Genomic DNA, 22,268 nt, shown 5'->3' on the forward strand with positions numbered 1-22,268 from the left:
CCGGCGGGTCTTGCATGGCCCCCGGGCGGTCGTGGCGCGTTGGTACGGGGAGGGCGGCTGACCGGTCTCCGCCCCGGTCGCCGCCTACCGGAGCGGCGGCCGGGTCAGCCGGGCGAGGGTCGCGGCGAACCGGCCGTGCGGCGCGGCGGCGGCGACGGCCTCGGCGTCCCGCGCGGTGTCCACATCACGCAGCCGGGGCAGATCGCGCACGGTCAGCCCGGCGGCGACGAGGCGCCCGCGCTGCACCGCGCCGGTCTCGGGTACGGACATGGGCACGCCGCGCAGGAGCTCCGGGGCGGGGGAGGCCAGCCCCAGCGCCCAGAAGCCGCCGTCGTCGGCCGGGCCGAACCAGGCGTCGCAGCCGTCCCAGGCGGCCGGGACGAGCGCGGCGGCCAGGTGGGCGGCGGTGATCTGGGGGGTGTCCATGCCGATGAGGAGCGTCGGGCCGGTGACGGCGGCGAAGGCCGCGGCGAGCCGCTCGTCGAGGCCGCCGGTGCCCTGCGGGAGCACTTCGATGCCGGGCGGCAGCCACGGCCCCGGCCGCCCTTCGAGGACGACGGCGCGGCGCCGGGCGGGCAACGAGCGCACGGTCCGCAGGGTGTCGGCGAGCGCCGCCTCGGCGAGCCGGGCCGCCTGGGCGGGCGTGAACGGCGGGGTGAGCCGGGTCTTGACCCGGCCCGGCAGCGGCTCCTTGGCGATGACCAGCAGGGTCGTGGGGCCGGAGGGGAGGGCCGGGGCGCTCATCGGGGCGCCCCTCGGGCGGCTGCCGCGGCCGGTGGTTCGAGCAGCACCGCGCGCATGTCGCGCACCGCCTGCCAGGTGCCCCGCCAGGTGCCGGTGACCTTCGACTTCCCGGTGCGGGGGACGTACGGGACGCCGGTCTCCGCGATCCGCAGTCCGGCGTCCGCCGCGCGGACCACCATCTGGAGCGGATAGCCGCTGCGGCGGTCGGTGAGACCGAGCCCCAGCAGCTCCGTCCGCCGCCCGGCGCGCATCGGGCCGAGATCGTGCAGCCGCAGGCCGGTGCGGCGGCGCAGCAGCCGGGCGAGCACGAGATTGCCGGCCCGCGCGTGCAGCGGCCAGGCGCCGCGGCCACGGACGAGGCGGCGGCCGAGCAGCAGATCGGTCTCCCCGGCGGCGATCCGGCGTACGAAGGCGGGGAGCAGGCCGGGGTCGAGGGAGCCGTCGCAGTCGCAGAAACAGACGAACTCCGTCTCGGCGGCGAGCAGTCCGGCGTGGCAGGCGGCGCCGAAGCCGCGCCGCGGCTCGTGCACGACGGTCGCGCCGAGCGAGCGGGCCAGGTCGGCCGAGCCGTCCGTGGAGCCGTTGTCGACGACGATCGCGCGCCAGCCGTCGGGGATCGCGCCCAGCACCCGGGGCAGGGCCGCGGCCTCGTCGAGACAGGGCAGGACGATGTCGCTGGGCGGCACGGGGGCGGCGGCGGGCACGGTGCTCACCGTCGCAGCGGGGACGTCGCGAACTCCGCCATCCCCTCCGCGAACCCCACCTCCGGCAGCCAGCCCAGTTCCGTGCGCAGCCGCCCCGAGTCCGCCGTGATGTGGCGTACGTCCCCGAGGCGGTACTCGCCGGTGACCACCGGGGCCGGGCCACCGTGCGCGCCGGACAGGGCCGAGGCCATCTCGGCGACGGTGTGCGGCTCCCCGCTCCCGGTGTTGTACGCGGTGAAGCTGCCGGGTTCGCGTACCGGGAGGGCCTCCAGCGCGGCGGTGTTGGCCGCGGCCACGTCCCGTACGTGGACGAAGTCCCGCCGTTGGCCGCCGTCCTCGTGGACCCGGGGCGGCTCGCCGCGCGCCAGGGCCGAGCGGAAGAACGAGGCGACCCCGGCGTACGGGGTGTCGCGGGGCATTCCGGGGCCGTACACGTTGTGGTAGCGCAGCGACACCGCCCGTCCGCCCGTCGCGCGCGCCCAGGCGGCGGCCAGATGCTCCTGGGCCAGCTTGGTGGCCGCGTACACAGTGCGCGGGTCGGCGGGCGCGTCCTCGGTGACGAGGCCGGGCACCAGCTCCGCGCCGCAGCGGGGACAGCGCGGTTCGAACCGGCCCGCGGCCAGGTCCGCCGCCGCCCGCGGCCCGGGGCGGACGCGGCCGTGGCGCGGGCAGTCGTAGCGGCCCTCCCCGTAGATCACCATCGAGCCCGCGAGCACCAGATCGCGGACCCCGGCCCCGGCCATCGCGGCGAGCAGCACCGCCGTGCCGAGGTCGTTGCACCCGACGTACTCCGGAGCGTCCGCGAAGTTCCGGCCCAGCCCCACCATCGCCGCCTGGTGGCACACCGCGTCGACACCGGTCAGCGCGTCCGCCACCGCGTCGCGGTCCCGCACGTCCGCGACGACCGTCGGCCCACCGTCCTGCGGGGCGGGCACCTCGCCCCGGTCCCCGTGCGCCTGCGGCAGCAGCGCGTCGAGCACCACCGGCTCGTGCCCCGCCGCCCGCAGCGCCCGGACGATCCGCGACCCGATGAACCCGGCTCCGCCGGTGACCAGTACCCGCATGTCCGCCACGCTAGGCCGGGTCGCCGGGGCCCGCGCGGCGGACCGGCGCGGATCAGAGGAGCAGGAACGCGCCCGCCGTCGCGGCGCCCAGCGACGCCCCGGCGACCGTCTGGGCCACCGAGTGGTACCCGAGCGCGACGCGGGACCAGCACACGGCGACGGTCATCGCGTAGGCGAGCAGCCACCACGGCGAGTGGACCGCGGCGAGCAGGGCGACGACGGCCGAGGCGACCGCGGCGTCCACCGAGATCTTCCAGACCGTGTTGACGGCCAGCAGGATCACGGTCATCGCCCAGAGGGCGAGCATCGCCACGAGGATGCCGGTGGGGGCGTGGCCCAGGACCATCACCACCGAGCCGGTGCCGATGGAGCCGAGGATGACGAAGAAGATCGGGGCCCGCTTGGTGCGGTCGACGACATGGCGGTCGCCCCAGGTGCCGCGCCCGCGCTCCCACTCGATGTACCCGGCGGGTATGAGGCCCGCGCACAGGGCGCCGAGGAATCCCCAGAGCAGGCCGGTCCAGTGACCGGCGGCGGCCAGGCCGATGGCGAGCATGCCGATCAGCAGGACGTTGCGGGGCTGGAAGACGTCGGTGACGGTGCGCGCGGCGCCGGTGTACGGCGATGCGGGGGTGTCGGTGGTGTCGGTGGTGTCGGCGGAGGTCATGCTGTCTCCTCGGTGGAGTCCGTGCGGGGCGCGGCGGTTGCGGTGGACGGGGCGGGTGCGGCATCCGCCAGCACCTGCGCCGCCCGGTCCTGCGGGACCGTCCGGTACGCGGTGGCCACCCGGACCAGCCAGGCCACCTCGCCGTCCTGGTCGGTGGCGTGCTGGGTCTCCACCGCGGCGGCGGTCGAGGCGGGCGCACCGCTGTTCTTCGCGGTGAGCGCCGCCTTGATCCAGTACGCCTCGGCGAGCGGGCCCGCCCAGTCCGGGTCCGTGCTGCCGTCCGCCGCGGCGGCCTTCGCGGCCGGGAGCAGGGTGTCGGGCACGTAGTGGCGCAGCTTCTCCACCGCGTCCGCGATGTCGGCGGCCCAGCGGTCGATCCGCAGGTCCGCGGGGGTGTCGAAGCGGGTGAGTTCGCGGACCAGCGAGGCCGGGGGGTCGAAGGGCTGCTCGGGGAAGGCGGTCATCAACTCGCGCCAGAGGCCGTGCAGTTTGACCTGGGCCCGCCACAGTTTCGCGCGCCGCCGCCCCTTGCTGAGGGCGGGGATGGAGGCGCCCACGGCGAAGAAGGCGAAGAGCACCACCTGTGCGGCCTCGGTGATCTCGTCGAAGTGGAGCGCGAAGGACTTGCTCGGGGTGTCGACGACGCTGACCCACAGGAACAGGGTCCGGCTGACGGTGTAGCCGACCCCGATGAACATGGCGAACGTCATCATCCCGAGGCCCACCCGCAGATGACGGAGCCCGGCACCGGCGGTGGCCAGCGCCCACTGGTACGCGCAGACGGCGGACGCGGCACCCAGGTAGAGGTAGAACACGCTCATGTACAGCGTGGCTCCCCACTGTCCCGCGTGGTCGGCGACGAAGCGGTCCGAGGGGACGGAGCGGTCGACGACGGTGAAGAACAGCACCGTCAGCAGGACCAGCGTGGCGATCGACGCCTTGGCCGCCACCTGCTGGATGGCACGGGCGAACCGGACATGGCGCGGGACGGTTCCGGCGTCGGGGTACTGGCCGTAGATCGCGACGATGTAGCTGAGGATCGCCAGGATCGCGATCGTCGCCGTGTAGTGCTTGATCAGGACGGCGAGGTCGGTGACGGCGCTGTCGTTGAGCGCGATCCGCACGGCCCGGGTTTTGGTCCACAGGGCGGCGGCGAAGCCCGCGTAGCAGCCCCAGAGGGCCCGGCGGCGCTTGTCTTCTTCGTCGCCCCACAGGGCTGCCGGCATGCGCCACAGGGCGACGGCCGTCATCAGGACGGCTATGAGGTAGCCGGCGAGGTCGAGCGGGGTCACGGCGGAGTCCTTGGGGTGGGGGACGAGGGACGGAGAACGGGGGACGGGGGACGTGCGGTGTCAGCTGCGGCGGAACAGGCCGCGACGGCGGTTGGCGACCGGGCGGGAGAGGGAGTTGGCCAGCCGCCCCACCATGTCGTCGCTCGTCACGTCCATGGCCATCCGGGGAATGAGCGAGGCGCCGAACTCGGCCATGCGCTCGTCGTGGGTGTCGTACTGCGCGCGGGCCTGCACGGTGCCGTCCCCCGACCGGAGCGCGTCGGCGATCTCGGCCACGGCCGGGGGCGGAGGCGCGGGCGACGGCGGGGGCTCGGTTCTGAGGACCCGGGCGATCAGCGAGGTGTCGAAGACCGGGAGCAGGCGCCGGAGTTGCTCCGGGTCGAGGGAGGTGCCGTGGTCGAACCACTCGTGGCACAGCTCGTGCAGGATCACGTGCTGGGTCTGGTACGCGGTGGGCCGGCGGCGGTAGAGCACGAAGCTGGTCCCGCCGGTCTTCAGGCGCAGCCCGCAGGCGGCGTTGACGCGGGCCAGCCGGTCGGGCATCTCGTGCAGCACGATGGTGCGGCCACGGGCGGCCTCCATGTTCGCCACCAGTGCGTCGATGGAGAAGGGCGCGGGGATGGGCAGGTCGGCCAGCCCGGCCTCGCACTCCTTCCGTAGTTCGCGCAGGGACATGGAGGGCTACTTCTCCGGCTCGCCAGGGGCGCCGCCGTCGGCCGCGCCCTGCCGGCCCCTGGCGTCCTCCAGCAGGGAGAGCGCGAACTGCAGCAGCTCCGGCGGGAGTCCGTCCTCGTCGAGGCCGCGCCCGGCCACCCCGCTGATCTCGCCCGTGCGCCGCATCGCGAGGAACTGCAGACCGGCGACGACATCGTCGACGACCTCGGACTCCTCCTTGAAGAACCGCCAGTCCACGCCGAAGCCCAGGCCGAGCGCCTTGAGGATGTCCTCGGAGGGCTGAGTGACCTTTCCGGCCAGGATGTTGGAGAAGTAGCTGTGCGAGAGCGAGCCGCCGCGTTCCTTGACCAGATCGGCGAAGACGCGCCCCGAGATCTTCTGGCCGGGGAACGTCTTCTCCACCATGTACTCGACCTTCTGCTGCAACGTCCGCAGCTCCGGCGTGCGTTCCTCGACGCTGTCCATCCGGCCCCCCACGTATCCGCTCCGTCCGATCGGCGTTCGCGGTCGTCGATTCGGTCAACGGGCTCGTACTGTAACGAACCCTGACGTGGTGCCCTCGGTCCGGTAGGCGGTACGGGAACGGGCTTGCGCAAACACGCTACGTCACTGTTAACTCGAAAAAACACGGGCAGGGGACCACGAGGGGAGTCCCCTGCCCGTGAAATCGACGTGTTCCGTGTGAATTCACCGCGGACAAAAGGTGCATGACGCACATGCATGTTGTGCGGGCATAGGTGTAGCCCTTCACGACGGGGGATGCGTGAAGGGCTACACCTGCATTATGACTGCTGGTCAGGCCGTCATCAAGCAGCCTCCGGGGCGGCGGGTGGTCGGGCGGGGCCGCGGGGCGCGGTGGCGGCGGGCCGGCGAGGGGTGCTCGCCGGTGGGATCGCGGGTGCGCGGGCCGGGCGGACGAATGTGCGTCGCCGGTGGAACGGAATTTCACGCGCCGACGGAAAATGATTTCACGCAATGTCCCGCGTGAATTTATTTATCATCCGTCGGAGCGCAATTACTTGCCGCGCCCGGTTGCTTCCGTCGTGCTATTCTGGAAGCAGTTGCAGTTGTGGTTCCCGAAGACTCCAAGTGCCCTCCCCGGCTCAATGTGCCGAGGGCCGCGCTTCTGTGTTTTCCGGTGCTTTCCGGATGGGGTAATCATTGCGGCGACGTGGGATCCGCACCGTGCGAATCCCCGGGAACTGCCCCCCATGAAGGAGATAAAACATGGCTACTGGCACCGTCAAGTGGTTCAACGCGGAAAAGGGCTTCGGTTTCATCGAGCAGGACGGCGGCGGCCCCGATGTCTTCGCCCACTACTCGAACATCGCTGCTACCGGCTTCCGTGAGCTCCAGGAAGGCCAGCGGGTGAACTTCGACGTCACGCAGGGCCAGAAGGGCCCGCAGGCGGAGAACATCACTCCTGCCTGATCCCGCCGCTCCGGCGCCGACGCGCTGAGACGACTTGCACGACCGGGACCCGCACCTCCGGGTGCGGGCCCCGGTTCGCTGTTCTCCGCCGGTCCGCCCGAGCCGGCCGCCCCGAATTTTTCGCAGCCGGGCTCCGTCCAGGCTTGTCAACGGCCCGTTCTTGCGATTCCTGTGCCGCCCGTCGCCGCAGCGAATTCCTCGATACGCGCCCTATCGAGGAAGGGTTCCGTATGGACCGCGACCGTAACCGTGATCGCACAGCACGTTCGAACGACCGGTTTTCCCGTGGCCCGGGGGGCCGTTCCGGCGCGCCCGCCCGGCGTTCCGGCGGCCCCGGTGGTTCCGGCGGTTCCGGCCGCAGGCCCGCCGCCGTGCAGGGCGAGTTCGCGCTGCCGAAGACCATCACCCCGGCGCTGCCCGCCGTGTCGGCCTTCGCGGAGCTGGAACTGCCCGGTCCGCTGCTTTCGGCGCTCACCGCCGAGGGCGTCACCACGCCGTTCCCGATCCAGGCGGCCACCCTGCCGAACGCCCTCGCGGGGCGCGACGTGCTGGGCCGCGGCCGGACCGGCTCCGGCAAGACGCTCGCCTTCGGCCTGGCCGTGCTGGCCCGTACCGCGGGCAACCGGGCCGACGCCCGGCGGCCGTTGGCCCTGGTCCTGGTCCCCACCCGGGAACTGGCCCAGCAGGTCACCGACGCGCTCACCCCGTACGCCCGCGCGCTCAAGCTGCGCATGGCCACCGTCGTCGGCGGCATGTCGATCGGCCGCCAGGCCTCCGCGCTGCGCGGGGGCGCCGAGGTCCTCGTCGCCACACCGGGCCGGCTCAAGGACCTCATCGAGCGCCGCGACTGCCATCTGGACCGGGTCGCCGTCACCGTCCTCGACGAGGCCGACCAGATGGCCGACATGGGGTTCATGCCGCAGGTCACCGAACTGCTCGACCAGGTGCGGCCGCAGGGCCAGCGGATGCTGTTCTCGGCGACCCTGGACCGCAACGTCGACCTGCTGGTCCGCCGCTATCTGCACGATCCGGTGGTCCACTCGGTCGACCCGGCGGCCGGTGCGGTGACGACGATGGAGCACCACGTGCTCTATGTGCAGGGCACGGACAAGTACGCCACCACGACGGAGATCGCGGCCCGCGACGGCCGGGTGATCATGTTCCTGGACACCAAGCACGCCGTGGACAAGCTCACCGGCCATCTGCTCAACAGCGGGGTGCGGGCCGCCGCGCTGCACGGCGGCAAGTCCCAGCCCCAACGCACCCGCACCCTGGACCGGTTCAAGACCGGGCAGGTCACGGTGCTGGTCGCCACGAACGTCGCGGCGCGCGGCATCCACATCGACAACCTGGACCTGGTCGTCAACGTCGATCCGCCGAGCGACCACAAGGACTACCTGCACCGGGGCGGCCGTACCGCCCGTGCCGGTGAGTCCGGCAGCGTCGTCACGCTGGTGCTGCCGGGACAGCGCCGTGAGATGACCCGGCTGATGGCCGACGCCGGGATCACCCCGCAGATCGCCCAGGTCCGTTCCGGCGAGGCCGAACTGAGCCGGATCACCGGCGCGCGCAAGCCCTCGGGGGTGCCGGTCGGCGGCGGCGCACCGGTGCCGGAGCGGGCCGGGAGCGGTGGCTCGTCCTTCCGGGGCCTGGGCAGCCGCCCCGCGAGGGCGGGCCGGTCCCGCCGCTCCGACCTGCCCACCGCGGAGGCGCGCGCCGCCGCGAAGCAGCGCCGCACCAACCGCGGCGGGTAGCCGGTCCGCGGCGCTCAGGGGCTGTCCGGCGGCTCAGGGTCGGGCAGACCCAGAGCCGGTCCCCGGCCCCGTTACCGGCCGCCCGCGACCCGCAGGACCGTCCCGGTCACATAGGACGCCTCGCCCGACAGCAGCCAGGCGATGGCGGCCGCGACCTCCGGGGCGGCTCCGACGCGGCCGAGCGGGATGCCGGGGACGGCCGCGTTCGCGCGCCCGGGGTCGCCCGCCGTGGCGTGCATGTCGGTGTCGACCATGCCGGGGGCGACCGCGTTGACCCGGATGCCGTCGGGCCCCAGCTCCTTGGAGAGCCCGATCGTCAGCGCGTCCGTCGCGGCCTTCGTGGCGGCGTAGTGGACGAAGTCCCCGGGGCTGCCGAGCGTGGCGGCGGCCGAGGAGACGTTGACGATCGCGCCCGCCCCGCCGGCCGCCATGTCCTTCGCGGCCCGGCGGCAGCACAGCAGGTAGCCGAGGAGATTCACGTCGACGACGCGGCGCAGCGTCCGGGTGGAGGTGTCGGCGAACCGCCCGAGCGGACCGGTCACCCCCGCGTTGTTGACCAGCCCGGTGACGGGGCCGAGCTGCCCGGCCGCCGTGTCGAAGAGGCGTTCCACATCGGCCTCCTCGGCGGTGTCCACCCGCACGGTGACGCAGCGCGCCCCCGCGGCCCGGACCGCCGCCGCGGTCCGCTCGGCGGCCTCCTCGTTGTGCACGAAGCCCAGGGCGAGGTCATGGCCGTCCGACGCCAGACGGATACAGGTGGCGGCGCCGATTCCCCGGCTGCCGCCGGTGACGACGGTGACGGGGCGCGACGACGGAGTGGTGCTGGTGTCCGGCACTGGAGGCCTCTCGTTTCGCTCGGGGACGATGAAGATCACGACGGTCGTGGAGATCACGCGGTTCATCCGTTTCATGCAGCGAATCACCGCGGGCGCCGGCGGATCAAGGCCCGCCGGCCGGGTGACGGCGCCGGGACCGGCGCGCATCGCGGCGCCTGCCGTTGGGGTGGTGCCGGTCAGGACACCGGCGTGGTGCCCGGCGCGGGGCGCGGACGGTTGCCTAGCGTCGGCGCCTGACGGACCGCTGTCGGCGCGGAACGGGTTGAATCGCCCGGCGCTCGGCGACGGCTCCTCCTCAACGGCGTTCCCCTGCCTCCGCCTCGCATTGCGGTGGCAGGGGACGCCGACCGTTCCCGCCCCGCCGCTACGCCCACAGCTGCCGCGCGAGCGCGACCCCGGCGAACACCGCGGCCAGCCCCGCCGCCACGCTCGCCACGACATTGGCCGCCGCGTAGGACCTGGCGCCGTCCTCGGCCAGCCGCAGCGTCTCGTAGCTGAACGTCGAGTACGTGGTGAGCGCCCCGCACAGTCCCGTGCCGAGCAGCAGTTGCAGGTGCGAGGAGGCGGCGCCGGCCGCCACCGCACCGGTCAGCAGGCCCAGGATCAGGGAACCCGACACATTGACCGCGAAGGTCCCCCACGGGAAGACGCTGTCGTGCCGGGACTGCACCGCCCGGTCGGTCAGATAGCGCAGCGGCGCCCCGACCGCCGCCCCGGCGATCACCAGCAGCCAGTTCACCGGCCCCGCTCCCGCCCGCCGCCGAAGCGCACGATCTCGCACTCGTCCAGGACGACCAGACCGCCGTCCGCGACCAGCTCCTCCACCAGCGGCAGGAACGCGCGGATCCGTGCCTCGGTGTCCACGATCACGACCGCCACCGGCAGGTCCTCGCTCAGCGAGAGCAGCCGCTGGGTGTGGATCACCGACGAGGCGCCGAAGCCCTCGATCCCGCGGAACACGCTGGCACCCGACAGCCCGGCGCGGTGCGCCCGGTGCACGATCTCGGTGAAGACCGGCCGGTGGTGCCATCCGTCGGACTCGCCGACGAGGACCGTCAGGCGCAGCGCCCGTTCCGTCCGCGGGGTCGTCATGGCTGCCTCCAGGCCAGCACGCGGCGGGTCGCCCACACCGCACTCCACACCGCCGCGAGAGCCGCGAACAGCGTCAGTCCCAGATACCCGAGACCGGCACGGACCCGGTCGCCGTCGATCAGGCGCTGGATGTCCACCGCGTACGTCGAGAACGTGGTGAACCCGCCGAGCACCCCCGTACCGAAGAACGGCCGCACCAGCCGGTGTGCCGTCCACACCTCGCTGATCACCACCATGAACACGCCGATCACCGCGCATCCGACGACGTTCACGACCAGCGTCGTCCACGGGAAGCCGCCCGGGGCGGTGGGCCAGATCAGCGTGGCCCCGTAGCGGGCACACGCTCCGACCGCACCACCGAGTGCCACCACCGCGACGACGGATCCTTGCGGATTGGGGGCTCCCATGGGTGCACATGTCTCCTGCCTGCTCCACGCACCAGGCTATCGCCGCCGCCCGCGGCGGGCCCACCGCACCATGGGCGGGCCCGCCGGCCTCTTCGTCGGTGCGTGACCTACCAGGTCTTGCCCGGGGGCTGCTTGGTGGTGACGTTGATGCGGTTGAACAGGTTCGTCAGACCGATCGCGAGGACCAGGGCGGAGAGCTGCTTCTCGCCGAAGTGGCGGGCGGCCTCGTCCCAGATGGCGTCGGGCACCGGGTCGGAGCGGTCGCTGAGCCGGGTCGCGTGCTCCGCGAGCGCCAGCGCGGCCCGCTCGGCGTCGGTGAAGTACGGCGCGTCGTTCCAGGCCGACACGGCGAAGAGCCGCTCATCGCTCTCGCCGGCCTTCCGGGCGTTGCGCACGTGCCCGTCGACGCAGAAGGTGCAGCCGTTGATCTGGCTCACCCGCAGACCGACCAGTTCGAGCGTGGTTTCCGGCAGCCCGCCCTTGCCGATGGCCTTGACCAGGCCCAGTACGGGCGGCAGGGCCTCGGGCAGGATCTCGGCCGGGTTCTGGATGCGTGCCTGCATGATGTCTCTCCCTCGATGTCCGTCGCGGTCGCGGCTGCGTTCTCGCCGCGCCCTCACTGCACTGACGGACGGCGAAGGGGAAGTGTGACGAGAGCGGCGGCCGGGGTCCTCACCGCGTCCGCCGGAGGGAGCTGCGCAGCCCGTTCTCCTCGGTGACCCTGGCCCGGAGCTGCCGTATCGACGCGGAGTCCCCGGCGGCGTTGTCCTCGCGGGAGCGGCACCGCGCGCACTCGCAGGGCGGCCAGCGCAGCGGGTTGAACTCGGGCGACTCCGGCTCGGGCTCAGGTTCTTGATCCCTCATGCCGACCCCCGCTCCGTGCAGTCCGCCGTGCCCCGGTGGCGCTGGAGCAGCACCCGGCAGTCGGTCGCCCCGCTGTAGTCGTACTGATCATTGGCGAGGGCCTCGGCCAGCCGGAGCTTCTGGCATTCAGGACAACAGCCTTCTGTTTCACGCCCGTTTTCGGCGAGCACAGACAACTCCTCTCCGTAGTCATTCCACTACTAAGGGAGCTCAGATTGGCCTAGAGTTGGGAGTGCTTCAACTTGTTGGGCATGAGCGAAGAGTCAGGTGACAGCCGTTGAACCGCAAGGACTTGGACCCCGAGAGCAGCCCGGAAGCCGCCTTTGGCGCACGCATCCGCCGCTTGCGAGAGGAACGCGGGTGGAAACAGGAGGAGTTAGCCGACCGGATGGGCTACTCCGGCACGCATATCTCCGCCGTCGAAACTGGTCGCAAGATGCCGACTCTTCGGTTCTCGCGCAGTGCGGACCAGGTTTTCGGCACCGGGGAGACAGCAGACACGTTCGAACGCCAGTACCGCGAGATCCGGCACGGTTCGCTGCTGGAGGGGTTCCCGCAGTACGTGGGGCACGAGGGACGCGCGGCGGAGATCCGGCTGTACGAAATTGGCATCATCCATGGGCTGTTGCAGACGCCGGAGTACGCGCAGGCGCTGGTGAACAGCGCCATGCGGCGAGGGGTCATCGGCCCCGAACAGGCGGCCGAACGCACCTCGTTCCTGGCGGAGCGTCAGGCTGCGCTGGTGCGGCCCCGTCCTCCCGCGATGCTGGTGGTGATGGACGAGAGTTGCATCCGCAGGAGGGTCGGCGGGGACGGAGTCATGGACGCCCAGCTCGACCGACTGCTGGAGTTCGCCGAACTGCCGAACACCGTGCTCCAGATCGCCCCGTTCGGCATGGGGGAGCACCGCCCGTTCAACCTCCCGATGACCCTGCTGACACTCTCGGACCTGTCTGTGATCGCGTATGCGGAATCCCAGATGCGGGGACATCTGGAGCGCGATACGACCGCTGTGCTGCCCCTGTTGGCGGGCTACCATCAACTACAGGCCGAGGCGCTGTCCCAGGCGGCATCGGTGGCCATGATCCGCGAGGCACGAAAGGGCACCCCGTGACGACCACGACCGAATCCCCCCGTTGGTTCAAGTCCTCGTACAGCGACAACGGTGGCCAGTGCATCGAGGTCGCCGCCAACCTCGTCGCCTCGCGCGGCGTGGTCCCCGTCCGCGACTCGAAGAACCTGGGCGGTCCGGTGCTGAACGTTCCCGCCGCCTCGTTCGCCTCCTTCGTGGCGGGCGTCAAGGCCGGAGAGTTCGGCACCGTCTGACCTCACCGGGTCCGGCGCATGCGATCCCGAAGTCCCCATCGTGCACCGCGCGGTGGGGCTTCTCGCTGTCGGCATCGTGCTACCGGGGGCTACCCCCACCGCTTTCCGTCGTGCCTCCCGGATGGGCTGAGGACGTTCGCTCAACAAGGCTTGCAGCATGAGGACTTACGGAAAATCTGCCGGCTTCGTCGCCCTGTCCGTCACCGCCGTCGCCACCGCTCTCACCGGGGCCGCGCCCTCGCAGGCCGCCGCGTCGGCCAACCCCGCCCCCTCGCTCTCCTGGCGGTCCTGTGCCCAGGACGGCGGCCCCGCCGCCCAGGAGTGTGCCGAACTGCCCGTACCGCTGGACTACCGCGATCCGGACGGCCCGCAGCTCTCCCTCGCGGTGACCCGGGTCCGCAGCGACCGCCCGGCCGCCCGGCGCGGGACGCTGATGGTGATCCCGGGCGGGCCGGGCTCCTCCGGGGTGCAGCGGGTGACGCAGAAGGGAGAGCGGTTGCAGCGGGAGACGGAAGGGCGGTACGACATCGTGAGCCTCGACCCGCGCGGGGTCGGCGGCAGCCCGAAGGCGAGCTGCGGGCTCGCCCCGGAGGACCGGGAGCTGGTGAACCTGCGGTCCTGGCCCGGCGCCGACGGCTCGATCACCGAGAACGTGACACGCTCCCGGCGCGTCGCCGAGGCCTGCGCCCGCAACGGCGGAGCGATGCTGCGGAGCCTCACCACGGCCAACGAGGTACGGGACATCGACCGCTTCCGGCAGGCCCTCGGTGAAGAGAAGCTGTCGGCCTGGGGGAGCTCGTACGGCACCTATGTGGGCGCCGGGTACGCGCAGAAGTACCCGCAGCACACGGACCGTTGGGTGCTGGACAGCAGCGGCGACCCGGACCCGTCGCGAGTGGCCAAGGGCTGGCTGGCGAACATGGCGGTGGGGGCGGCCGACCGGTTCCCCGACTTCGCGCGCTGGGCCTCGGACCCGGCCAGGGAAGCGGAGGGGCTGCGACTCGCGCAGCGGGCCGAGGACGTGCAGCCGCTGGTGCTGGACCTGGCGGCGCGGCTGGACCGTGAGCCGAGGGAGTCCACCACGCCGGGCGTTCCGCTGACCGGCAACCGGCTGCGCCAGGCGATCCAGCTGGCCCTGTACGAGGACGATGCGTTCGCCGGGCTGGCGGGGCTCGTCCGGGCGGCCGGGGACCCGTCGGTGAAGCCGGTCCTGCCCGATGCGCTGAGCGGGCCGATACCGGACGCGGACGCGGCCGTCACGGTCGGCGTGATCTGCAACGACGTGCGCTGGCAGGGCACGGTCTCCTCGTACGCGCGGGCCGTCGCCGCCGACCGCGTGAAGTACCCGCTGACCGCCGGGATGACGGTGAACATCACCCCGTGCACCTTCTGGAAGGACGCCCCCGCCGAGCAGCCGACCAGGATCACGGACCAGGGACCGTCCAACGTCCTGATGATCCAGGGCCTGCGCGACCCGGCGACCCCGTACTCCGGCGCCCTGAAGATGCGCGCGGCCTTCGGCGACCGGGCCCGACTGGTCGCGGTCGACCACGGCGGGCACGGCATGTACCTGGGCCACGGGAACGCCTGCGGCGACCGCGCGGTCACCACGTTCCTGAACACCGGGACCCGGCCGGAGCGGGACGCGTACTGCGCGGACTGACCGTGACCGGGCTGCGACTGGGCAAGCGCTCCGCTCAGTCGCAGCCTGGTGTCACATGTCCGCTGTTCCTGGCCTGTGCCAGCAGGGAGACGACCTCCTCGTCGGACGTCTGGGAGAAGTCCCGGTACCACTCGCCGACCGCGTAGAACAGGCTCGGCACCGACAGGCACACCACCTCGTCCGCGCTCCGGCGCAGCCGCACGACCGCCTCCGGCGGCGCCACCGGAACCGCTGCCACCACCCGCTCCGGGCGCTGGGCCCGTACCACCAGGCAGGCCGCCTCGGCCGTGGCGCCGGTCGCGATGCCGTCGTCCACGACGATCACCGTCCGACCGGTGAGCGGAGTCCGTGCCCGGCCGGCGCGGTACACCTGGGCCCGCCGTACGAGCTCCGCCTCCTCGACCCGTTCGACCGCCGCGAGATCCTGCTTCCCGGCCCGCAGCCGGCCGACGACGTCGTCGTTGACGACCCGCACCCCGCCCTCGCCGAGCGCACCGAACGCGACCTCCTCGTGGTGCGGCACACCGAGCTTGCGGACGACGATCACATCGAGTTCGGCACCGAGGGTCTGTGCCACCTGGAAGGCCACCGGGACTCCGCCGCGGGGCAGTCCCAGCACGACGGGGTGCTCCCGCTCAAGGTGGCGGAGCGCCTCGGCCAGCTGCTGTCCCGCGTCCACGCGGTCGGCGAACAGCACGGTGGTTTCACCCCCAGCCAGGGGAGTCGGGGCCGCTTGCGTACGTGCCCCACCGGCTTCCCTACTACCGAAACAACCTCATGCGCGGCGGCCCCGCAACTCGGGCGGTCGCCGTCGGCTGCCGTACGGGACGGAGCGGTCAGGAGACCGGTGTCGTCCTGGGCACCTCGCCCTCGGTCGTGTTCACGTCGATGACGGAGAACGCCGTGCCCTGCGGGTCCGTCAGCGCGGCGAACCGGCCGAACGGCATGGTCATCGGGCCGAACCGCAGAATGGCGCCGCGCTCGGTGGCCTTCGCCACCGCCGCGTCGCAGTCGGCGACGGTGAAGTACACGTTCAGGTACGGCGGGACCTCGGGCGGGAACTCGTCGCCCATCTTCATCCGCCCCATGACGGTCTTGTCGCCGAGGTTGAACATCCTGAAGTCGACGTGCTCGTCCGCCATCTTCACCATCGTGTACGGGAAGACGGCGGGGAAGAAGGCGTCGGACTTCTCGGGCTCCCGGGTGAAGACCTCGGCCCAGCAGAACGCACCGGGCACACCCTGCGCCTCGAAGCCCTCGTGGGTGCCCGCCTGCCACACACCGAAGGCCACGCCACTGGGGTCGCGGGCCAGCAGCATCGTGCCGAACTCGCCGACCTGCATGGGATCCATCAGCGTCTCGCCGCCGTTGTCCCGGATCTTCGCGGCGGTGGCCTCCGCGTCCGGTGAGGCCAGGTACAGGCACCAGGCGGAGTGGCCCTCCTGGCCGGGCATCGGAGGCACCACCGCGGCGACCGCCTTGCCGTCGGCGTACGCCTGCGTGTAGTCGCCGAACTCGGACGAGGACTCGCCGAACGTCCAGCCCAGCACATCACCGTAGAAGCTCTTCGCTCCGTCCAGGTCGGCGAACATCGCGTCGGCCCAGCACGGTGTGCCCTCCGGTTGTACAGCCATGGCCCTGACTCCCTCGCGCTCGGTGGGTGGTCCGGTTTTTCACGCTAGCCAGCCGACCGCCTCCCCGCGCGCTGGAAGCGGCGGGTCGGGAACGTGCGCCATATTCGTACGTTTGTTCGCTCAGGGGTGTCCGGGTGTGCTCCGGCCCTGCGGCGGGTCCACCCGCACCAGGCCCGACTGGTAGGCCATGGCGACCAGCTGGGCCCGGTGCCGGGCGCCCAGCTTCGTCATCGCCCGCCCGACGTGCGTGCGCACGGTCAGCGGGCTGACGTGCATCCGCTCGGCGATCTCGTCGTTCGACAGGCCCTCGGCGGCCTGCGCCATGACCTCGCGCTCGCGGGCGGTCAGGACGCCCAGGGCCTCGGGCGCGGCGACACCGCCCTCCGGGCGGGCGAGGTAGCGGGTGATCAGGGCCCGGGTGGCGGTGGGCGACAGGAGCGTGTCGCCCGAGGCCACTGTCCGGATGGCGTCCAGGAGCTCCTCGGGGCCGACATCCTTGCCGAGGAAGCCGCTCGCGCCCGCGCGCAGGGCGCGGGCCACGTACTCGTCGATCTCGAACGTGGTGAGGATGAGGATGCGGGTCTCCCGCAGCGCCTCGTCGCGGCAGATCTCCTCGGTGGCCGCCAGCCCGTCCATGCCCGGCATGCGGATGTCCATCACGACCACGTCCGGCACGGTGGCGCGGGCCTTCTCCACCGCCTCCCGGCCGTCCGCCGCGACACCGACGACCTCCATGTCGTCGTTCGACTCGATCAGCAGCCGGAACGTTCCGGCCAGCAGCGCCTGGTCATCGGCCAGCAGTATCCGGATGGTGTGGCCCAGCAGCAGAACGACCGGGGGCACCGCGGCCGCCAGCGAGAAGGCGAACGTCGGGGGGCGGACGATCCGGGCGTTGGTCAGGGTGCTGGAGAAGACCGCGAAGGTCCACAGCAGCACTGCCACCACCACATCGACGGTCCGCGGGTGGCGCGAGGCCCACTGCCGCCAGTCGGTGAACATGCGCTCTCTCCTCCTCGGGTCCGTCCGACCATCGTCGTCGACCCGCCTGGTCCACCCCGCGCAGGGCGCCCGGGACCGCCCGCCGTGCGCTGGTCCACCCCGCGCTGGGCGTCCGGGACCGCCCGCCGTGCTGCCCGACGAGCGGCCCCGTACTTCCCGTAACGCCCGCCGTGCTGACCGACGAGCGGCCCCGTACTCCCGTACCGCCTCACCTCACCTCACACGCGTACGGGATCGGGCTCCGCCTCGGGCCGCAGCGCCGCCGGTCCGGGGTGGTTCAGCTTCTCGCCCTCGACGTCCACCTGGGGCACGACCTTCGCCAGCCACTTCGGCAGCCACCACGCCCGGTCGCCGAGCAGGGCGAGCACGGCCGGGACGATCGTCATCCGGACGACGAACGCGTCGAAGAAGACGGCCGAGGCGAGACCGACGCCCATCATCTTGATCATCGACTCGCTCATCCCGATGAACCCGGCGAACACCGCGATCATGATGACCGCCGCGGCGCCGACGACCCGCGCACTGTGCCGGAACCCGGTGACGACCGCCTCGCCGGGCCGCTCCCCGTGGACGTACGCCTCCCGCATCCGGGTCACGAGGAAGACCTCGTAGTCCATGGCCAGACCGAAGACCACGCCGATCAGGAAGATCGGCATCATGCTCATCACCGGCCCGGTCTGCTCGACGCCGAGGGCGTCGGCGAGCCAGCCCCACTGGAAGACCGCGACGATCGTGCCGAAGGCCGCGGCCACCGACAGCAGGAAGCCGAGCGCCGCCTTGAGCGGGACCAGCAGCGAGCGGAAGACGACCATCAGGAGCAGGAAGGCCAGGCCGACGACGAGTGCGAGGTAGGGCAGCAGCGCGTCGGTGACCTTCTGCGACACGTCGATGTTCACCGCGGTCGCGCCCGTGACGAGCATCTTCGCGCCGGTCCGGGACTCCAGGCCGTGCGCCTCGTCACGGATGGTGCGGACGAGTTCCGTGGTGGCCTCGGAGCTGGGCCCCGTGGAGGGTACGGCGGTGAGCACCGCGGTGTTTCCGGCCCCGTTGAAGGCGGCGGGCGTCACAGCCACGACGCCTTCGGTGGTGGAGAGCTCCTTCGCGGCCCGTGCCGCGGCGGCCTTCGGGTCCTTCGAGGCCTTCGCGTCGACGACGACGGTCAGCGGCCCGTTGAAGCCGGGACCGAAACCGTCGGCCAGGGCGTCGTAGGCGCGGCGCTGGGTGGTCGAGGTGGGCTGCGACTCGTCGCCCGGCATGCCGAGCTGGAGATCGAGCGCGGGTACGGAGATCAGCCCGAGGCCGAGCACGGAGAGCACCAGGACGGCGAGCGGGCGCCGGATCACGAAGCGGGCCCAGCGGGTGCCCATGTTGGGCTTGCCGTTCGTGGCCGTCTTGGCACGCTGCCCGCCCCGGGCCCTGCGCGCGGTACGCGGCAGGACGGCCTGCCGGAAGAAGCCGAGCAGCGCGGGCAGCAGGGTCATCGCGACCAGGACGGCGATCACGACGGTGCTCGCCGCGGCGAGGCCCATCTTCGTGAGGACGGGAATGCCGACCACGGACAGGCCCGCGAGGGCGATGACCACGGTGAGGCCGGCGAAGACGACGGCGGAGCCCGCCGTGCCCACGGCCCGTGCCACGGCCTCCTCCGCGTCGTGGCCCTCCGCGCGTTCGGTCCGGTAGCGCGAGACGATGAACAGGGCGTAGTCGATGCCGACCGCGAGCCCCAGCATCAGGGCGAGCGTGGTGGTGGTCGTGGACATTCCGACCGCGACGATCGAGGCCACGCCCACGCCGATGCCGACGATCGCGGTGAGCAGCGGGAGGCCCGCCGCGGCGAGCGACCCGAAGGTGATGAGCAGGACGACCGCGGCCGCGGCGACGCCGACGAGCTCCGTCGTGCCGCCGAGCTCGGCCTCCGGCACCAGGGCCGAACCCCCGAGCTCCACGGTCAGCCCGGCGTCCCGCCCGTGCTTCGTGGCGTCCTGGAGCGCCTCGGTGGTGGCGTCGGTGAGATCGACGCTCTGTACGTCGTAGCTGATGGTGGAGTACGCGGTCGTGCCGTCCTTGCTCACGGCCCCGGCCATCTTGAACGGGTCGAGGGCGCCCTTGACCTGATCGCCGCCCGCCACGTCCGCGACGATCTTCTCGATGGCCGCCTTGTTCGCGCTCGCCGTGACCTTCTGACCCTCGGGCGCGACGAAGACGATCCGGGCGTCGGCGCCGTCCGAGCTGCTGCCCGGGAAGCGCTGGTCCAGCAGGTCGAAGGCCTTCTGCGACTCCGTTCCGGGCATCGAGAACCCGTCCTCGGGGGCGGTCGGCGCCTTGGCCGCGGCAAACGCGCAGGCGGCCAGGACCACCACCCAGAGCAGGGCGACGAGCCGGCGTCTCCGGAAGGAAAAGCGGCCTAGCCGGTAAAGGAAGGTAGCCACGAAGAGGCGCTCCAGTCTCTCTGGATCGGGCAACGGGTCGCGGCGCGGTGCCGCGGCTCCGGCCGTGCCTGGGCCGCGCCGGGGCACGGCGGGGCCGGAGGAATGCCTCAATCCTTCGTGAACGTGGGCGTCATCGTCGTCGTCGCCCTGCATGGAGTCGTACGTACGGTTGCTGCAGTACGTGGCGGGTCCGTCGTACCCCTTGGACAGGACGGCCGGAGTGCCGCCCTCCGCCGTGAGACCGACCCCGCGGGCTGTGAGAAAACGCCCGCGACCCGGAAGGCCCGAGACCCGGAACGTCCGCTCGTCCTCCTTGGGCTCGCACGACCGCCACCCGCGTGGAACCGCCGGGGCAAAAGCGGTTGATCGGCTGGTTCCCCTCGGATAGCAATGCTCCGTGATACATGGCGAAAAGATCGGGCTGCGTGCCCGGCACGAGAGCGACGTCCCCGTTCTCCAGTCCGAGCTGTACGACGATGTGGCTACGCGGTCACGCGCCGACTCCCGCCCGTGGCGGCCCATTCCGCCAGGCTCGGGGCAGTCGCCCTACGCAGTGGCTGAGCCGTCGGACGAGGCGGCCTGCTTCTCCGTAGTGGAGCTGGAGTCGCAGGAGCTGGCCGGCGAGGCCCTGCTGTGGGGCATCGACACGCACAACAGGACGGCCCACATCGGGATCTCCCTGCGACCCGCATTCCGCGGCCGCGGGCTCGGCGTCGATGTCGTGCAGGCGCTGTGCGCATACGGATTCGCCGTACGTGGACTGCAGCGCCTGCAGATCGAGACCCTCACGGACAACACCCCGATGATCGCAGCGGCAACCAGGGCGGGGTTCACGCGAGAGGGAACGCTGCGGCACTCCGCCTGGGTGTGCGGCGCATACGCGGACGAGGCCATCCTCGGCCTCCTTGCGAACGATTGGAAGCCCCGGTCATGAACAGCCGGAACCCGAGTCCGCAGTAGAGCGGACCACCACCGTCGCCGGGGCCCGATCGCTCCAACTCTCTTGTGAGCACGTGGAAATGACGCCCCGAGAGCGCTGCGCCTGCCGCGCGGCGGTGGCTGACGTTCTTCCTTCCCGAATGGTGCACGTACCGTCGCCGAACGACCAGCACGGCTCGCTCCGGCTTGCCTGATCGCGCGAAGTCCCGTTCGCGTGGCGGGAGATGGAAGCAGTGCGGTACGGTATCGAAATCGTCACGCTCCGTGTGTCATCGTGCACATGGAGCGGCCCCCGGCGGTGCGTCAACACCAATCCGAGGGCCTACACCACCAGTGGAGCTGAGAGGCCACCGGAAATGCTGCGTCATGCTATCGCGCCGTCGGCGCGCTATACGAAGGCATCGAACGATGTCGTACGCCATCCGCGTCTGAACAGTGACGCGAACCTGGCGCGAACGCATCGCGAGAATCAACGGCACACCGACGGCTCTGCCCGCTGAGGCATGACCCCGCCTGCGGCCGGGGCTCCCGAAGGTTCCGCGGCCCGGCCCGGCCCAGCCCCGAGACGATCACGCGGGGAGCGTGGCACGATCGTCCCGGAGTGCACGAGCACCCGGTGCAGGTCCGTCATCGGCACGGCGGTCACATCCGTCCCCCGGTCCGCGGCCATCGCCGCGAGCGCACCGGCCGCCTGCCCCGTCGCCATGGCCGTGGCCTGCACCCGCAGCGCGGAGTTGGCCGCCTGGTCGGAGCCGATGCAGCGCCCCGCGACGACGGCGTACGGATTGCCGCAACGGCAAGCCCGCCGTCGCATGCGTCGTCGGTGGGGACGCGGGTGTGTCAAACATCTGCGGCAACACGAACATCTTCAACCCCGACATTCTGGGCAGCTTGCTCAACCTGCTCTCCCCGCCGCCCACCACTGGCGGCGGCGGAGGAGGAGGCAACAACGGCGGAGGCAACGGCGGCGGAGGCAACAGCTGACCCCGCCTGGCCCTGGCGTGTTCGTGCCCTGGCCGGGGCTGTTCATCCAGCCGTGCACGGGCCCCGGCGCCCCGCACGTCTTCCGCCCCTGCTCGGTGAATCCGAATACCCCTCCTGCCGCCGCGCCGCCGTCGTCACACCGTGGGCGGTGAGCTCGGCGGTACGGGAGGCGCGGCCGGAGGGCTCTGCGGCGGCGGGTTGGGCGCCGGCTGGTCGGCCGACGGCAGGTGGGGCGGCGGCTGGTGGAGCGGCGGCTGATAGGCCGGCGGATTCTGGTGCGGCTGGTGCGGCTGGTGCGGCTGGTGCGGCTGGTGCGGCTGGTGTGGGTCGTACGGGGCCGGATACGGGTACTGCGGGGGCTGGTACTGCTGAGGCGGGTACTGCTGCCCGTAGATCACGGCGGGCGGCTCCGGCGTCGGATCGGGCCGGGACGCCACCAGCCGAACTATCGCCGCCAGCAGCCCCGGCCCCACGGCGACGGCCGCGATCATCAGCGGCCAGTACTGAGCCTCCCCGCCGGACGACTCGGACCAGGGGTCCGGCGCCTGGTCCTGGCAGTAGAGGTACGCGATCAGCAGGACGAGCAGGGAAATGCCGATGTAGATCCCGATCCACAGCCGCCGCGCCGAGGGATTGCGCACCGGGAGTAACCCGAGGACCAGCCACAAGAGCACTATCGGCAATCCAAAAGTTATGGCCATGCCAACCCCCCGTACGCATAGGTGACTTGACCTTCGCACAGCAGCATCCTGCTGTCACTGGGG

26 protein-coding genes and 1 pseudogene are annotated in these 22,268 nt (G+C 72.0%); 7 read left to right on the top strand and 20 right to left on the bottom strand.

Features of this window, described 5'->3' with window-relative positions:
• Window positions 1–84: 84 nt before the first annotated feature.
• Genes OG520_RS21250 through OG520_RS21280 form a run of 7 tightly spaced genes read right to left on the bottom strand, consistent with a single transcriptional unit; the run spans window position 85 to window position 5,611 of the window.
• Window positions 85–744 (bottom strand): DUF2064 domain-containing protein, encoded by a 660-nt coding sequence (locus OG520_RS21250; RefSeq protein ID WP_406014209.1) that lies wholly within the window; start codon window positions 742–744, stop codon window positions 85–87.
• Window positions 741–1,457, bottom strand: coding sequence for a glycosyltransferase family 2 protein (locus tag OG520_RS21255; RefSeq protein ID WP_406014210.1), 717 nt, complete (start codon window positions 1,455–1,457; stop codon window positions 741–743). The genes OG520_RS21250 and OG520_RS21255 overlap by 4 nt, the downstream gene beginning before the upstream one ends.
• Window positions 1,454–2,512, bottom strand: coding sequence for an NAD-dependent epimerase/dehydratase family protein (locus OG520_RS21260; protein WP_406014211.1), 1,059 nt, complete (start codon window positions 2,510–2,512; stop codon window positions 1,454–1,456). Before OG520_RS21260 ends, OG520_RS21255 begins: the two co-directional genes overlap by 4 nt.
• Window positions 2,513–2,564: 52 nt before the next feature.
• The gene (locus OG520_RS21265; RefSeq protein ID WP_406014212.1) at window positions 2,565–3,179 is read right to left on the bottom strand and encodes a hypothetical protein; all 615 of its coding nucleotides are present in this window, start codon (window positions 3,177–3,179) and stop codon (window positions 2,565–2,567) included.
• A complete protein-coding gene (locus OG520_RS21270; protein WP_406014213.1) occupies window positions 3,176–4,471 on the bottom strand; it encodes an MAB_1171c family putative transporter in 1,296 nt (431 codons plus the stop codon). Before OG520_RS21270 ends, OG520_RS21265 begins: the two co-directional genes overlap by 4 nt.
• Before the next feature lie 60 nt (window positions 4,472–4,531).
• Entirely contained in the window at window positions 4,532–5,146 is a 615-nt protein-coding gene (locus OG520_RS21275) for a toxin (protein WP_406014214.1), read from the bottom strand.
• A 6-nt stretch (window positions 5,147–5,152) separates the two neighbouring features.
• Window positions 5,153–5,611 carry a hypothetical protein gene (locus OG520_RS21280; RefSeq protein WP_266417159.1) on the bottom strand — a complete coding sequence of 153 codons (459 nt, stop codon included), beginning with the start codon at window positions 5,609–5,611 and terminating at the stop codon, window positions 5,153–5,155.
• Between the two features lie 762 nt (window positions 5,612–6,373).
• On the opposite strand from OG520_RS21280, the gene OG520_RS21285 reads away from it, so the two are divergent.
• Both OG520_RS21285 and OG520_RS21290 read left to right on the top strand, forming a co-directional pair.
• Window positions 6,374–6,577 (top strand): cold-shock protein, encoded by a 204-nt coding sequence (locus OG520_RS21285; protein WP_093547863.1) that lies wholly within the window; start codon window positions 6,374–6,376, stop codon window positions 6,575–6,577.
• Between the two features lie 230 nt (window positions 6,578–6,807).
• On the top strand, window positions 6,808–8,331 hold the full coding sequence (locus tag OG520_RS21290) for a DEAD/DEAH box helicase (protein ID WP_406014215.1): 1,524 nt from the start codon (window positions 6,808–6,810) through the stop codon (window positions 8,329–8,331).
• A gap of 71 nt (window positions 8,332–8,402) precedes the next feature.
• Here OG520_RS21290 and OG520_RS21295 read toward each other — a convergent pair whose 3' ends face one another.
• From OG520_RS21295 to OG520_RS21325, 7 genes are all read right to left on the bottom strand, one after another.
• Window positions 8,403–9,167: an SDR family oxidoreductase gene (locus OG520_RS21295; RefSeq protein WP_406016533.1), complete on the bottom strand. Its 765-nt coding sequence runs from the start codon at window positions 9,165–9,167 to the stop codon at window positions 8,403–8,405.
• 364 nt (window positions 9,168–9,531) lie between these two features.
• Window positions 9,532–9,906: a fluoride efflux transporter CrcB gene (crcB, locus tag OG520_RS21300; protein WP_399328496.1), complete on the bottom strand. Its 375-nt coding sequence runs from the start codon at window positions 9,904–9,906 to the stop codon at window positions 9,532–9,534.
• Window positions 9,903–10,259, bottom strand: coding sequence for a DUF190 domain-containing protein (locus OG520_RS21305; protein WP_406014216.1), 357 nt, complete (start codon window positions 10,257–10,259; stop codon window positions 9,903–9,905). Before OG520_RS21305 ends, crcB (OG520_RS21300) begins: the two co-directional genes overlap by 4 nt.
• Window positions 10,256–10,666, bottom strand: coding sequence for a fluoride efflux transporter CrcB (gene crcB, locus OG520_RS21310; protein WP_406014217.1), 411 nt, complete (start codon window positions 10,664–10,666; stop codon window positions 10,256–10,258). Before crcB (OG520_RS21310) ends, OG520_RS21305 begins: the two co-directional genes overlap by 4 nt.
• Window positions 10,667–10,773: 107 nt before the next feature.
• Window positions 10,774–11,229, bottom strand: a complete 456-nt coding sequence (locus tag OG520_RS21315) for a carboxymuconolactone decarboxylase family protein (RefSeq protein WP_406014218.1) — start codon at window positions 11,227–11,229, stop codon at window positions 10,774–10,776.
• A 109-nt stretch (window positions 11,230–11,338) separates the two neighbouring features.
• Window positions 11,339–11,530: a hypothetical protein gene (locus OG520_RS21320; RefSeq protein WP_406014219.1), complete on the bottom strand. Its 192-nt coding sequence runs from the start codon at window positions 11,528–11,530 to the stop codon at window positions 11,339–11,341.
• On the bottom strand, window positions 11,527–11,700 hold the full coding sequence (locus OG520_RS21325; RefSeq protein WP_406014220.1) for a hypothetical protein: 174 nt from the start codon (window positions 11,698–11,700) through the stop codon (window positions 11,527–11,529). The genes OG520_RS21320 and OG520_RS21325 overlap by 4 nt, the downstream gene beginning before the upstream one ends.
• A 107-nt stretch (window positions 11,701–11,807) precedes the next feature.
• Here OG520_RS21325 and OG520_RS21330 point away from each other — a divergent pair, with 107 nt between their 5' ends.
• From OG520_RS21330 to OG520_RS21340, 3 genes are all read left to right on the top strand, one after another.
• Window positions 11,808–12,644, top strand: a complete 837-nt coding sequence (locus OG520_RS21330) for a helix-turn-helix domain-containing protein (RefSeq protein ID WP_406014221.1) — start codon at window positions 11,808–11,810, stop codon at window positions 12,642–12,644.
• The gene (locus OG520_RS21335; protein ID WP_406014222.1) at window positions 12,641–12,856 is read left to right on the top strand and encodes a DUF397 domain-containing protein; all 216 of its coding nucleotides are present in this window, start codon (window positions 12,641–12,643) and stop codon (window positions 12,854–12,856) included. Before OG520_RS21330 ends, OG520_RS21335 begins: the two co-directional genes overlap by 4 nt.
• A gap of 157 nt (window positions 12,857–13,013) precedes the next feature.
• Window positions 13,014–14,519 carry an alpha/beta hydrolase gene (locus tag OG520_RS21340; protein WP_406014223.1) on the top strand — a complete coding sequence of 502 codons (1,506 nt, stop codon included), beginning with the start codon at window positions 13,014–13,016 and terminating at the stop codon, window positions 14,517–14,519.
• A 70-nt stretch (window positions 14,520–14,589) separates the two neighbouring features.
• Here the strand turns inward: OG520_RS21340 and OG520_RS21345 are convergent.
• The 4 genes and pseudogenes from OG520_RS21345 to OG520_RS21360 form a co-directional block, all read right to left on the bottom strand.
• A pseudogene (locus tag OG520_RS21345) lies at window positions 14,590–15,216 on the bottom strand (phosphoribosyltransferase); the annotation flags it as partial.
• Between the two features lie 139 nt (window positions 15,217–15,355).
• Window positions 15,356–16,153: a VOC family protein gene (locus tag OG520_RS21350; RefSeq protein ID WP_406014224.1), complete on the bottom strand. Its 798-nt coding sequence runs from the start codon at window positions 16,151–16,153 to the stop codon at window positions 15,356–15,358.
• Between the two features lie 120 nt (window positions 16,154–16,273).
• The gene (locus OG520_RS21355; protein ID WP_406016534.1) at window positions 16,274–16,975 is read right to left on the bottom strand and encodes a response regulator; all 702 of its coding nucleotides are present in this window, start codon (window positions 16,973–16,975) and stop codon (window positions 16,274–16,276) included.
• A 395-nt stretch (window positions 16,976–17,370) separates the two neighbouring features.
• On the bottom strand, window positions 17,371–19,581 hold the full coding sequence (locus OG520_RS21360; RefSeq protein WP_406014225.1) for an MMPL family transporter: 2,211 nt from the start codon (window positions 19,579–19,581) through the stop codon (window positions 17,371–17,373).
• Window positions 19,582–19,978: 397 nt separating this feature from the next.
• Between OG520_RS21360 and OG520_RS21365 the strand changes: the two genes are divergently transcribed.
• Complete coding sequence (locus OG520_RS21365) at window positions 19,979–20,515, top strand: GNAT family N-acetyltransferase (protein ID WP_406014226.1); 537 nt, start codon at window positions 19,979–19,981, stop codon at window positions 20,513–20,515.
• A gap of 474 nt (window positions 20,516–20,989) precedes the next feature.
• Here OG520_RS21365 and OG520_RS21370 read toward each other — a convergent pair whose 3' ends face one another.
• Window positions 20,990–21,334 (bottom strand): FAD-dependent oxidoreductase, encoded by a 345-nt coding sequence (locus tag OG520_RS21370; protein WP_406014227.1) that lies wholly within the window; start codon window positions 21,332–21,334, stop codon window positions 20,990–20,992.
• A 23-nt stretch (window positions 21,335–21,357) separates the two neighbouring features.
• On the opposite strand from OG520_RS21370, the gene OG520_RS21375 reads away from it, so the two are divergent.
• Window positions 21,358–21,504: a hypothetical protein gene (locus OG520_RS21375; RefSeq protein ID WP_406014228.1), complete on the top strand. Its 147-nt coding sequence runs from the start codon at window positions 21,358–21,360 to the stop codon at window positions 21,502–21,504.
• Between the two features lie 134 nt (window positions 21,505–21,638).
• Here the strand turns inward: OG520_RS21375 and OG520_RS21380 are convergent, their stop codons facing one another.
• Complete coding sequence (locus tag OG520_RS21380; RefSeq protein WP_406014229.1) at window positions 21,639–22,187, bottom strand: hypothetical protein; 549 nt, start codon at window positions 22,185–22,187, stop codon at window positions 21,639–21,641.
• Window positions 22,188–22,268 lie beyond the last annotated feature (81 nt).

Source organism: Streptomyces sp. NBC_00984 (assembly GCF_045162475.1).
Lineage (GTDB): Bacteria > Actinomycetota > Actinomycetes > Streptomycetales > Streptomycetaceae > Streptomyces.